Source organism: [Clostridium] celerecrescens 18A, from assembly GCF_002797975.1.
Taxonomy (GTDB): Bacteria; Bacillota; Clostridia; order Lachnospirales; family Lachnospiraceae; genus Lacrimispora; species Lacrimispora celerecrescens.
Genome location: NZ_PGET01000001.1, coordinates 2,970,605 through 2,983,117, shown reverse-complemented (window position 1 = coordinate 2,983,117; position 12,513 = coordinate 2,970,605). Strand labels below are relative to the sequence as shown.

The following is a 12,513-nucleotide window of genomic DNA, read 5'->3' as shown; positions in this document are numbered from 1 at the left end:
CTCAATAAATAGCATGTAAGGGAGTAAGCAGAGTTGGATGAAATGAAAATGGAGGTATTATGAATAAACGAGAGCGAATTGAAACAGTCTTTTTATATGGTGTTTTCATTTGTTATATACTTTTGCTAATTAAAATACTGTTCTTATCAAGAGTTTCGCTTTTGGAGCTATTTAATGGTCAAAGGACTATAGGCAGGTCAATCAATCTCATTCCTTTTCATAGTATAATGGAATATATATCTGGTGGTTCCGAGAATCTAAAAAGATTCGCTTTTGGTAATGTGGTTGGTAATGTAGCAATTTTTGTTCCATTTGGTATATATTTGCCTTTATTTAAAAAAGATAAAGGAGTAATGACCAATTTGCTGTTTATATTTTTAGTAAGTGTATTTGTTGAGATCATTCAGGGGCTTTTTGGCATTGGGATATCAGACATAGATGATGTGATTTTAAATTGTTTGGGTGGAGGAATTGGCATTTTGGGCTATAAGTTTATATTACTCCTGTTAAGAGATGAGAAAAAAGTACGTACTACGATCACAATATTATCTACAATTATTGGATTACCTGTCACCTTTTATTTTTTATTTGTAATTAAAATGAGATTCTGAATAAAGCAAAATACGATGCTGTCAAATTCCAAATTTCTTAACAGCTTGGAATGATTGGTTATGAGTCTGAAAGCTTGCAAATACTATAGAGATTAGTATTTGCAAGCTTTGTTTAATAAAAATATAATACGATCATACTATTCCTTGTCATCTGTTACGTATTATTCTTGAGGTACATTTTCTCTCCAGAAATGAACAGGCTTCCAACCCAGGATTTTTTTGGCTTTTTCATTGGAGTATAAAGTCTGATATTCATCAATTGGAGTACGAATGTCAGTCACGTTTGGATATTCGGCTTTCATCAGATCACAGCTTTTGATGTCCATACAGTTATCATCAGCGGCAAGATTCATTACGATAGAACCGAGTCCATCTTTTTCGATAGCAAGCTGGCATGCCACAGCGATATCACGAGCGTCAATATAATTCCACATAAGTTGTTTGCGTTTCTCAGAATTATGTATAAAACCGGGGAAGTTCATATATTTCTCTTTGCTTATAATATTGCCGATCCGGAAGGAGACAATCTGCATTCCGCAGCGGCGGTTAATTGCATCAGCAATTGTTTCCCCGACTACTTTTCCGAGGCCATAGCTATCTTCAGGAAGTGCAGGATGTTCTTCATCTACGGGAACATAAACAGGTGTCAGACCCTGGCGTGAGTTGCAGATCCCATAAGTACATTCGCTGGAGGCAATAACAGCTTTTGTGATTCCTAATCCTGCCGCTGCTTCGAGAATATTATAAGTAGCCATCACATTATTTCGAAATGTCACCTCATTGGGGAAAATGTATGCTGTAGGGATCGCGGCAAGATGGATCACAGCATGTGCGCCCTCTAAGATTCCATAACATTCGCCCAGATTGGTTAAGTCTGCTGTCATATGACGTGTTAAAGACTCGGCCGGCTTTACTTTGTCTACACTCAAAACCTCATATCCCTGCTCTAAAAAGTGCTTAACTACATAGGGGCCAAGAAGGCCCGCAGTTCCGGTTATTACTATTTTTTTCATATAAAATCCTCTTTCTATAAATGATTAAAATATGTTACTTTGCTTTAATCTTTCGGTCCCTAAAATTATTATCGATTGTATCCAAAACGTGTACCCGCCAGAGAATGCCAAACCGCATCACAAGCCTGCAGCACGTCATCATGAAGCGCTGCTCCTTCCAGTGCAGCAATATTCTGTTCCAACTGTGAAAGCTTACTGACACCACTGATCACGCTGGTGACTTTGGCGCGGCTTGCGCACCATTTCATAGAGAGTTCAAGAATACCCATACCATTCTCTGAAGCAATTTCTGTCAGCTTTTCTATAGCAGCAAAATTCTCTTCAGACCAGTAGCGTTTATAATAGGCTTCACTGTTTGAAAAACGGGTATTCTCTGCTGGGGTGCCCGGCTTATGTTTTCCGGCCAGAAGTCCGCCTGCGATAGGGTTGTATACTGCCATTCCCAGTTCATGGGCCTGCAAAAATGGAATGAGCTCCGTCTCTACGCCGCGCGTAATGAGGTTATATACATTTTGAGTGATGACCGGTGCGATGTATCCCCGTTTATCACAGATAGCCATCATATCTGCAATCTGCCAGGCGGCGAAATTACTGACACCGATATAGCGGACCTTTCCAGCCTTAACAAGGCCGGACATTGTCTCAAGCGTTTCCTCAATTTTTGTTTCGTAGTCTGGAGCGTGCATATAATAGAGGTCAACATAATCCGTATTTAAGCGATTTAAGCTTGCCTCCACAGCGGAGACAATATTTCGGCGAGAAAGGCCCCTGTCATTCGGGTTTTCACCCATCTGCCCATTTACTTTCGTGGCGAGAATAATTTTATCGCGCCGTCCTTTTAAGGCCTTGCCGACGATGCGTTCGCTTTCGCCCTGATTGTACACATTGGCAGTGTCCCAAAAGTTTATCCCTTGACCGCAGGCATAATCCATAATGGCGAGACTGTCAGCCTCGCTGGTCTGAGCGCCAAACATCATCGTGCCTAGACTTAGTGAGGCAACTTTAATACTTGTTCCGGGCAAATTGTTGTATTGCATATAGATTCCTCCTTTCAGATATGGGGAGTCATAAGGCAACTCCAAATTCAGGCTGCTCTGTCTCCTAACGTATTTTGATATGCTCATGGGCAATGCTTATGTTAATTATAAACCTTAACGTTAACTTTAAGTCAATCGCTGTTTGATGAAAATGCAGTAAAATGCAAAGATAATCGTAAAATGTATTAGTAAATTCATGATTGCATGCTATGGTAGAGTAGTCTAGGGAAGTATATTAAGAATACAACATTAGATACCAATATTGATTGGGAAACTGTTTATGAATGTAATTTCGGAAGACTTGAGTGGTTAAAATTTAATATAAAGAGAGCACCAATGATTGAATGCGACACAAAAGAAGTACAGGATTTTGGAATTAACGAAGTAAAAGAAACCATAGAACGTATGTTTATTATGCATAAGAAAAAATGAAATTTTAAACAATATAAAAAGTATAAAATATAAACAATAAAAATAGTTAAGCTTACATAGAAAAAGCAAGGAAATAGAATCCTTGCTTTTTCGTACGCAGTTATTTTGCCTCATAAGTTAAATAGAGCAGTAACTCCTTGAGCACAGGCCTAATTAGTGATAGATTTTCTTCTCTTCATAAATGGGTTCGCAGGTCAGATTTACACCCAATTTCTTAAATACCTTAACATCCACGTCGGAAAGCAGTACCGAAGTATGGGCATCACACCCCTTTAATTTCGGAAGCTGTTCCAGGGCAATCTGAGCATTGGGATCGGTTGCAGCACTGGCGGACAACGCAATTAAAACCTCATCCGTATGAAGTCTGGGATTTTTGCTGCCCAGATAGTTGATCTTTAATTTCTGAATCGGTTCAATGGCAGATGGAGAAATCAGATGGATGTCATGAGGTATATCTCCTAAAACCTTGACCGTATTTAATAAGAGAGCGGCAGATGCACCTAATAAGTTGGTAGTCTTTCCTGTAACAATGGTTCCGTCCTCTAATTCAAGTGCAGCAGCCGGAGAGCCTTTTATTTCGGCCAGCTTGTTAGCGGCATTCACAACCTTTCTCATGTCAGCGGTTATTTTTGCCTGCTTCATAAGAAGCTCGATTTTATAGACCTCTTCTTTGGAACCTATATCCCTTGCCAAACGGGAAAGGGCCTGGTAATAACGCCTTATGATTTCCTGCATGGAAGCTTCCCTGCACACTTCATCATCCACCATGCAGAAGCCGACCATATTTACGCCCATGTCAGTGGGGGATTTATAAGGGCACTCTCCGTAGATTCCTTCAAAGATAGCACATAGTACCGGAAAGATCTCTACATCACGGTTGTAATTAACGGTGGTCTTTCCATAGGCTTCCAGATGAAAAGGATCGATCATATTTACATCGTTTAAGTCTGCGGTAGCGGCCTCGTAGGCTAAGTTTACCGGATGCTTTAAGGAGATATTCCAGATGGGGAATGTCTCGAATTTCGCATACCCAGCCTTGATCCCCCGCTTGTTCTCGTGGTAAAGCTGTGATAAGCAGGTTGCCATCTTTCCGCTTCCAGGTCCTGGTGCAGTAATAATAACAAGGGGCTTTGTTGTTTCTATATAATCATTCCTGCCATATCCTTCGTCGCTGACAATCAGAGAAACATTGCTTGGATAACCGTCAATGATATAGTGACGGTATACTTTAATCCCCATTTTCTCCAACTTACTTTTAAATAAGTCAGCGGCCTTCTGGCCAGAATACTGTGTGATAACAACGCTTCCCACATAAAGCCCTTTATCCGTAAAGGACTGGATCAGTCGTAAGACATCCACATCATAAGTGATGCCCAGATCATGGCGGATTTTATTTTTCTCAATATCCGCAGCGTTGATAGCGATCACGATTTCTGCCTGGTCTGACAGCTGCATCAGCATGCGGAGCTTGCTGTCAGGTTCAAACCCCGGGAGCACCCTGGAAGCGTGATAATCATCAAACAGCTTGCCGCCGAATTCCAGATAAAGCTTGTCGCCAAACTGGCTGATCCGTTCCCTGATGTGTTCTGACTGCATGGTTAAATACTTATTGTTATCAAATCCGAATTTCATTTGTCCCTCCATGATGTGTGCTTACAGTTCAGTCATGCAGAAACAATTGTGTAATTATTTCCAGAGGGCAGACGCCCAACATAAATAATTTGGCGGCAAATACATATACCTTTCGGAAATATGTTTTATCCGCCAAATTAAGAATGGCATGGTTGAACCATAACGCATACACGAACTTTTTGACCATAGTACTTATAAATTGTATCATATAAATTATGAAATTACCACGGATTTTTTACTGTCCCCTTCTTTTTCCTGAAACCCTTTACAACCGGCCCCAAACGTGTTAAAACGTTGTAGTAAGAAGGAGGATGAAAATGTTTAAAATAGGAAGAAATGATGCATGCTGGTGCGGTAGCGGAAAAAAATACAAAAACTGTCATCTTCCCTTTGACCAGAAGCTTGAAAACTATGCGGTCATGGGAGATGAGGTTCCAGAGCACTATATGATAAAAACGCCGGCTCAGATTGAAGGAGTCCGCCGTGCAGGAATTGTAAACAACAGGATTCTTGATCTGGTGGATGAGATGATAAGGCCAGGCATCAGTACGGAAGAAATCAATACACTGGTACACGAGAATACTATCAGAATGGGAGGAATCCCCGCAACCCTTAATTTCGAGGGGTATCCCAAAAGTGTGTGCATATCCATCAATGAGGTAGTATGCCACGGAATCCCGGATTCTAACCGGATCTTAAAGGATGGGGATATTGTCAATGTGGATGTGACTACCATTGTTGACGGTTTCTATGCCGATGCCTCCAGAATGTTCTGCATCGGCAACGTATCCGATGAGGCCTTGAGACTTGTCCGTGTCACAAAGGAGAGTGTGGATCTGGCTGTGAAGGAGACCAGGGCATGGGGCCATCTGGGAGATATCGGAGCAGCTATTTCGGAACATATCTATGCCAATGGCTTTACGGTCGTGCGGGAAATCGGCGGACACGGCGTGGGTGTGGATTTCCATGAGGAGCCATGGGTCAGCCACATCGGCACAAGAGGAACCGACATGCTTCTTGTACCAGGGATGATATTTACCATTGAGCCAATGGTGAATGCCGGAAAAGCTGATGTAGTACAGGATGACCATGACGGCTGGACCATTTATACAAAGGATGGAAGTCTGTCTGCACAGTGGGAATATACTGTTTTGATTACGGAAGAAGGAGCGGAGGTGCTTGCAAGATAAATGGAGAAAAGACGATGCTTTTGGGTGGATGAATCCTCGCCGGTTTATATGAAATATCACGACGAAGAGTGGGGAGTTCCAGTTTATGATGATAAAAAGCTTTATGAGATGTTCCTTTTGGAAACCTTTCAGGCAGGGCTTTCCTGGATCACCATACTGAGAAAGAGAGAATCCTTCCGGGAAGCCTTTGATGGCTTTGATGTGGATAAGGTGGCATGCTATGGTGAGAAAAAAATAAATAGCTTAATGGAGAATACGGGCATAATAAGGAACAGGAAAAAAATAGAAGCTGCAGTAAAAAATTCCGGTGCCTTTCTGGAGATCCAGCGGGAGTTCGGTTCTTTTTCCGAGTATCTATGGGGATTCACAAACAAGGAAGTCATCATCAATCAGGATGATGACTTTCAAGTAAAAACGGAGTTGTCTGACCGGGTTTCAAAAGATTTAAAGAAGAGGGGAATGGCCTTTGTAGGTTCTGTTACCATCTATTCCTATCTTCAGGCAGTTGGCGTGGTCAATGACCATGAGCTTTCCTGTTTCTGCCGGGAGAGCAGTCAGAACGGCTGAAAACAAAGGCAGATCATACAAAGAAAAAGTGGGGAATGATTTGGATAAAGAGTACATAGCTTATGAAATAAGAGGCTAAAAGAATAAGGCTGCATCCGGAAAATGTAATTTTTATTGGAAAATTTTACAAATTGTGGTAAAATGTTAAATATTTATTACATTCAACACCTGAAACCATAAAGAAAGTGAACAGGAGTATTATGAAAAGATGGCTTTTGGCAGTGATTGCATTCTCGTTGGTGACCTCCGGATGCAGCAGATACAAAGGAATTTCCGAACCCACAGAGAAAGACAACAAAACAGAAGAATCTCAGCAGAGTACAGAGGAATCCGAGCAGAGCACAGAGGCAGAGGCTGGGAAGCTTCCTGTTGAAGTTTCCGCAATACCGGGAAAGAAGCCGGTAAAGGTAAAGGGAATCTATATTTCCAGCTATATGGCCGGCTCGGAAGGGCTCCAGGCAATATTGGACAAGATCCAGGGGACTGAGATTAATACGGTTGTCATTGATGTGAAGAATGATGACGGACGGATTACCTTTGCAATGGCAGATGCACCTACGGTTAATGAGATCGGTGCCACAGAAAAGTACATCAAAGATATTGACAGTCTCATGGCCCAGTTAAAGGCCAGGGGGCTTTATACCATTGCCCGGGTGGTGGCGTTCAGGGATCCTTATCTGGCCGAAAAAAAGCCGGAGTGGGCACTTAAGAACAAGGACGGAAGTTTACACCGGGATAATAAGGGACTGGCCTGGGTGAATCCTTACCGGACAGAGGTATGGGATTATCTGGTGGAGGTGGGAACCGAAGCTTCCAAGGCCGGATTTGATGAAGTCCAGTTTGACTACATCCGGTTTTCTACGGACAGCTCCATGAAGCAGGTGGTATTTGACGAAAAGGATACCAGGGGCCGTTCCAAAACGGATATTATTACGGAATTTATCCAGTATGCATATGACAAGCTGTCTTCCCGCAATGTTTTTGTTTCGGCAGATGTGTTTGGCACCATCATCGGGAGCAAAGTGGACGCGGAGGCAGTGGGGCAGATCTATCAGGAGATGGCATGCCACCTGGATTATATTTGTCCCATGATCTATCCTTCCCATTACGGTGACGGTAACTTTGGAATCGATCATCCGGATATGGAGCCATACCGTACCATACGAGCCGCTTTAAAGCTGTCCAGGCAGGATCTGGAATCTGCCAGAGTGGCCGGGAAGCAACAGGCCATTGTACGCCCCTGGCTCCAGGATTTTACGGCTACCTATCTGGAACACCACATTACTTACGGGGCTAAGGAAATAAGGGCCCAGATCCAGGCGGTCTATGATGCAGGCTATGATGAGTGGATTCTCTGGAGCGCATCCAACCGGTATACCTGGGATGCCTTCTTAAGCCGGGAGGCGGCGAAAGAAGAGGCAGAGAAGCTTGCCAGAATAAGAGAAACGGAAGTGACCTCTTCCGCACCATCTGAGGGATCAACGGAAGTACAAACTGAGGTACCAATGGAAGTATCAACCAAGGTACCAACGGAAGTACCAACTGAGGTACAAACGGCAGGCAAAGAAGAGATGGCAGAAAAGAGCCTGGAAGGAAGCACAGCAGCAGAGACGGAACAGGAGACGAAGAAGGAAAATAAAAAGAAAACCAGATCCAAGCCAGATGTTGTCATTGTGACCACAGGCGGCGTAAGAGATTAGGAAGTGAGGAAAGCCATGGACAGAACACCCAGACCAGGAGATTTCTACCGGCACTTTAAAGACAAGATGTACCAGGTGATAACCGTTGCGGTTCATTCCGAAACAGGAGAAGAGTTGGTTGTGTATCAGGCGCTATATGGATCCTTTGGAACATATGCCCGTCCATTGTCCATGTTTATCAGTGAGGTGGATCATGAAAAATATCCGGAGGTAAAGCAGAAATACAGGTTTGAACGGGTGGACATCTGTTCTGAACAGCCTGTGGCGGAAGCTGGTCTCCAAAGTCAGGAGAGTTTACCACCGGATCATTGCCATCACGAAAATAAAAATCTCCTTGCATTTCTTGATGCGGGGACGTATCATGAGAAGTTGGAGGTTCTTGAGAATCGGAAGGACCGGTTTTCTGCGGAAGAGCTTCTGGCGATCTGCGAGATTATGGAGATCGGAAGGCCGGATTCAGAACCTGAGGAGAAATATTATGCAGTGAAAAGGTATCTGGAGCTGCAGAATAAATACGAGGGATCAAGATTGAGGTGATTTGTTTCAGTGGACCACAGGTCATTTAATATAGAAGAAGAATTAAAAAAACTGCCGTCCCAGCCTGGCGTGTATATCATGCACGACAAGCGGGACGAAATCATCTATGTGGGAAAAGCCATCAGCTTAAAAAACAGGGTCAGACAGTACTTTCAGAGCAGCAGAAATAAAACGGCAAAAATCGAACAAATGGTGTCGAGGATCGCCCGGTTTGAATACATTATAACAGACTCTGAGCTGGAAGCCCTTGTGCTGGAATGCAATCTCATTAAGGAACATCGTCCCCGTTACAATACCATGTTAAAGGATGATAAGACCTATCCCTATATCAAGGTAACGGTTTACGAGGACTATCCCAGGATCTTATTTTCAAGGGATATGAAAAAAGATAAAAGCAAATATTTCGGACCGTATACAAGCGCCGGAGCGGTAAAGGATACCATTGAGCTGATCCATAAGCTTTATCAGATAAGAACCTGCAACCGGAATCTGCCAAGAGACATCGGGAAGGAACGTCCCTGCTTAAATTACCATATCAAGCAGTGTTCGGCCCCGTGCCAGGATTATATCAGCAAGGAAGATTACTGGAAATCCATAAACCGTGCCCTGGACTTTTTAGGCGGAAAATATGGGCCAGTGATTAAGATGCTGGAAGAGAAGATGCAGGCGGCATCGGAAGAAATGGATTATGAAAAGGCCATTGAGTACCGGGATCTGTTAAACAGTGTAAAGCAGATTTCCCAGAAGCAGAAGATTACGGACAGCGGCATGGAAGACCGGGACATCATTGCCATGGCAAAGGATGAAAAGGATGCCGTGGTTCAGGTATTCTTTGTCCGGGAAGGCAGGCTCATCGGCCGGGAGCATTTCCATGTAAGCATCGCAACGGCAGAGGATAACAGGCAGATTCTGACCAGTTTTGTCAAACAGTTTTATGCAGGAACTCCTTTTGTTCCAAAAGAGCTGTGGGTGCAGACTGATCTTGAGGATGAAAGCGTCATAGAAGAATGGCTTTCTGCAAAACGCGGCCAGAAGGTCAGAATCGTAGTTCCCCGGAAAGGCCAGAAGGAACGCCTGGTGGAACTGGCGGAGAAAAATGCCGCACTGGTTCTTTCTCAGGATAAGGAAAAGATAAAGCGGGAAGAGCTTCGCACCATCGGCGCCATGAATGAGGTGGGCGGCTGGCTCGGGCTTTCCGGCATTAAGCGGATCGAGGCATTTGATATTTCCAATATAAGCGGCTTTGAGTCTGTAGGCTCCATGATTGTCTATGAAAATGGAAGACCAAAGAGAAATGATTACAGGAAGTTTAAGATCAAATGGGTCAAGGGGGCCAATGATTACGCCTCCATGAATGAGGTGCTCACAAGAAGATTTTCCCATGGCCTTAAGGAAGCGGAAAGCTTAAAAGAAAAGGGCGTGGATGAGGAGCTTGGGAGCTTTACCCGTTTCCCGGACTTAATTATGATGGACGGAGGACGGGGGCAGGTAAACATTGCCCTGGAGGTTTTAAAGGAACTGGATATTTCCATTCCTGTCTGCGGTATGGTAAAGGATGACAATCACAGGACAAGAGGGCTTTACTATAATAACGTAGAGATACCCATTGACAGGCATTCCGAAGGATTTAAGCTGGTCACCAGGATCCAGGATGAAGCCCACCGGTTTGCTATCGAATACCATAGAAGTTTAAGAAGCAAGGGACAGGTGAAATCCATTCTTGACGATATCCCTGGCATCGGCCCCAACAGGAGAAAGGCGCTTATGCGCCGGTTTAAAGGGCTGGAAGCCATAAAGGAAGCGACCGTGGAGGAGCTTTCCGAAGTACCGGGTATGAATGCTCTGGCAGCGAAAAGCGTTTACGAGTTCTTCCACATATAGCTTTTCAAATGACCAAATCTGTGTTAGTATGAAAAAAACAGATGGAAAAGAGGAGCGCCATGCATGGAGTAGCTATTACTGATTTGATAAAGAAGATGAATTTCCGGAACATGACTCCGGAGATTGACGCGGAAAAGATTGTGATCAGCCATCCGGATGTCAATCGTCCGGCTTTACAGTTAGCCGGATTTTACGACCATTTTGACAACGAGCGGGTGCAGATCATCGGATATGTAGAACAGGAATACATTCATCAGATGGAACATGACAGAAAGCTTGAGATGTACGACAAGCTTTTGTCCAGCCAGATTCCGTGTCTGGTATACAGCCGGAGCCAGAGTCCGGATGAAGATATGCTGGCGTTTTGTAACCATTACGGCGTGCCATGCCTTGTATCAGATAAAACCACTTCCGATCTTATGGCGGAGATCATCCGCTGGCTTAAAGTAAAGCTTGCGCCCTGTATCAGCATTCACGGAGTTTTGGTTGATGTATTCGGCGAAGGTGTGCTGATCATGGGAGAAAGCGGCATTGGGAAAAGCGAGGCAGCTCTGGAACTGATCAAACGAGGCCATCGTCTGGTAACCGATGATGTGGTGGAGATCCGCAAGGTAAGCGATGAGACACTCATTGGTACCGCCCCGGAGATAACCAGGCATTTTATTGAATTAAGGGGCATTGGTATCATCGATGTCAAGACGCTGTTCGGCGTGGAAAGTGTAAAGGATACCCAGGCCATTGATATGGTGATCAAACTGGAAGACTGGGATAGAGATAAGGAATACGACAGAATGGGAATCGAGGACCAGTATACGGAATTCCTTGGAAACCGGGTGGTATGCCATTCCATTCCGGTGCGTCCGGGACGTAATCTGGCCATTATAGTTGAATCTGCTGCCGTCAATTACAGACAAAAGAAGATGGGGTACAACGCGGCTCAGGAATTATATAACCGCGTTCAGGCAAACCTTTCAAGAAAACAGGATGATTGAGGTGTCTGATGACTGGATTTTATGAAAAACTTCTTGGTGCAGCTGATAAAGACCATATAAAAGTTGGGGAAGAGATGCGAAAGCATACCTCATTCCGGGTGGGGGGGCCTGCCGCCTGCTTTGTTATTCCGGCGGATGAGAAAGAGCTTGCTGCTGTTATGGCTCTTTGCCGTCGGGAAGAGGTGCCTTTTTTCATACTTGGCAATGGAAGCAATCTTCTGGTTGGAGATGAAGGCTTTGATGGAGTGGTCATTTCCATGGACTGCTTTAACCACTGCCAGGTGGATAAGGAGACGGGGATTTTAAAAGCTGGAGCCGGGGCACCACTTGCCCGGATTGCACTGGAAGCATACAGGGCGACTCTAACCGGTTTTGAATTTGCAGCCGGGATACCGGGCACCCTGGGGGGCGCTGTGGTGATGAACGCCGGAGCCTATGGTTCGGAGATGAAGGAGGTTCTCCGGTCTGTTAAAGTATTGACGCCGGAGGGAGAAGTAAGGGAGCTGCATGCTGACCAGCTTTCTTTAGGATACCGAGCCAGCTGTATTATACCAAAGCAGTATATTGTGTTGGAAGCCAAGATCCGGTTAAGGGATGGAGATGAGGTTTCAATTAAAAACCGGATGGATGAACTGGCCCGCAGGAGAAAGGAAAAACAACCTTTGGAATATCCAAGTGCGGGAAGCACCTTTAAGAGACCGGAAGGGCATTTTGCAGGCAAACTCATAGAGGAGGCCGGATTAAGAGGTTTTTCCCTGGGCGGCGCCCAAGTTTCAGAGAAGCATTGCGGATTTGTCATTAACAAAGACGGCGCAACTGCGGCTGATATCAGAAACCTGTGTGAAGAGGTGAAAAAAAGGGTATTAAAAAATTCCGGGGTAGCTCTTGAGATGGAGGTAAAGACACTGGGGAAGTTTTAAC

At 44.4% G+C, this 12,513-nt stretch carries 11 protein-coding genes; 8 read left to right on the top strand and 3 right to left on the bottom strand.

The features are described 5' to 3' along the window. The first annotated feature begins 59 nt into the window (after positions 1–59). Positions 60–611: a VanZ family protein gene (locus H171_RS13740; RefSeq protein WP_100305655.1), complete on the top strand. Its 552-nt coding sequence runs from the start codon at positions 60–62 to the stop codon at positions 609–611. A gap of 161 nt (positions 612–772) precedes the next feature. Here the strand turns inward: H171_RS13740 and H171_RS13735 are convergent, their stop codons facing one another. The 3 genes from H171_RS13735 to H171_RS13725 all read right to left on the bottom strand — a co-directional run bounded on the left by H171_RS13735 (position 773) and on the right by H171_RS13725 (position 4,725). Then, on the bottom strand, positions 773–1,624 hold the full coding sequence (locus H171_RS13735; RefSeq protein WP_100305654.1) for an NAD-dependent epimerase/dehydratase family protein: 852 nt from the start codon (positions 1,622–1,624) through the stop codon (positions 773–775). A 68-nt stretch (positions 1,625–1,692) separates the two neighbouring features. Further along, a complete protein-coding gene (locus tag H171_RS13730; protein WP_100305653.1) occupies positions 1,693–2,661 on the bottom strand; it encodes an aldo/keto reductase in 969 nt (322 codons plus the stop codon). Positions 2,662–3,246: 585 nt separating this feature from the next. After that, positions 3,247–4,725, bottom strand: a complete 1,479-nt coding sequence (locus H171_RS13725) for a DUF1846 domain-containing protein (RefSeq protein WP_100305652.1) — start codon at positions 4,723–4,725, stop codon at positions 3,247–3,249. 317 nt (positions 4,726–5,042) lie between these two features. Between H171_RS13725 and H171_RS13715 the strand changes: the two genes are divergently transcribed. The 7 genes from H171_RS13715 (at position 5,043) to murB (ending at position 12,512) form a co-directional block, all read left to right on the top strand. Next, entirely contained in the window at positions 5,043–5,915 is an 873-nt protein-coding gene (locus tag H171_RS13715) for a methionyl aminopeptidase (protein ID WP_100305651.1), read from the top strand. Continuing rightward, positions 5,916–6,482 carry a DNA-3-methyladenine glycosylase I gene (locus tag H171_RS13710; protein ID WP_100305650.1) on the top strand — a complete coding sequence of 189 codons (567 nt, stop codon included), beginning with the start codon at positions 5,916–5,918 and terminating at the stop codon, positions 6,480–6,482. A gap of 200 nt (positions 6,483–6,682) precedes the next feature. Continuing rightward, positions 6,683–8,182 (top strand): putative glycoside hydrolase, encoded by a 1,500-nt coding sequence (locus H171_RS13705; protein ID WP_100305649.1) that lies wholly within the window; start codon positions 6,683–6,685, stop codon positions 8,180–8,182. A 15-nt stretch (positions 8,183–8,197) separates the two neighbouring features. Further along, positions 8,198–8,719 (top strand): DUF1653 domain-containing protein, encoded by a 522-nt coding sequence (locus H171_RS13700; RefSeq protein WP_100305648.1) that lies wholly within the window; start codon positions 8,198–8,200, stop codon positions 8,717–8,719. Positions 8,720–8,728: 9 nt separating this feature from the next. After that, positions 8,729–10,600, top strand: a complete 1,872-nt coding sequence (gene uvrC, locus H171_RS13695; protein WP_100305647.1) for an excinuclease ABC subunit UvrC — start codon at positions 8,729–8,731, stop codon at positions 10,598–10,600. A gap of 59 nt (positions 10,601–10,659) precedes the next feature. Further along, a complete protein-coding gene (hprK, locus tag H171_RS13690; protein ID WP_025231831.1) occupies positions 10,660–11,592 on the top strand; it encodes an HPr(Ser) kinase/phosphatase in 933 nt (310 codons plus the stop codon). Between the two features lie 8 nt (positions 11,593–11,600). Next, positions 11,601–12,512 (top strand): UDP-N-acetylmuramate dehydrogenase, encoded by a 912-nt coding sequence (murB, locus tag H171_RS13685; RefSeq protein ID WP_100305646.1) that lies wholly within the window; start codon positions 11,601–11,603, stop codon positions 12,510–12,512. Position 12,513: the final 1 nt, after the last annotated feature.

Bases quoted from the DNA above. Each gene is read 5' to 3' on its own strand.
- H171_RS13740 (WP_100305655.1), top strand. From the start codon at position 60: ATGAATAAACGAGAGCGAATTGAAACAGTCTTTTTATATGGTGTTTTC.
- H171_RS13735 (WP_100305654.1), bottom strand. From the start codon at position 1,624: ATGAAAAAAATAGTAATAACCGGAACTGCGGGCCTTCTTGGCCCCTAT.
- H171_RS13730 (WP_100305653.1), bottom strand. From the start codon at position 2,661: ATGCAATACAACAATTTGCCCGGAACAAGTATTAAAGTTGCCTCACTA.
- H171_RS13725 (WP_100305652.1), bottom strand. From the start codon at position 4,725: ATGAAATTCGGATTTGATAACAATAAGTATTTAACCATGCAGTCAGAA.
- H171_RS13715 (WP_100305651.1), top strand. From the start codon at position 5,043: ATGTTTAAAATAGGAAGAAATGATGCATGCTGGTGCGGTAGCGGAAAA.
- H171_RS13710 (WP_100305650.1), top strand. From the start codon at position 5,916: ATGGAGAAAAGACGATGCTTTTGGGTGGATGAATCCTCGCCGGTTTAT.
- H171_RS13705 (WP_100305649.1), top strand. From the start codon at position 6,683: ATGAAAAGATGGCTTTTGGCAGTGATTGCATTCTCGTTGGTGACCTCC.
- H171_RS13700 (WP_100305648.1), top strand. From the start codon at position 8,198: ATGGACAGAACACCCAGACCAGGAGATTTCTACCGGCACTTTAAAGAC.
- hprK (WP_025231831.1), top strand. From the start codon at position 10,660: ATGCATGGAGTAGCTATTACTGATTTGATAAAGAAGATGAATTTCCGG.
- murB (WP_100305646.1), top strand. From the start codon at position 11,601: ATGACTGGATTTTATGAAAAACTTCTTGGTGCAGCTGATAAAGACCAT.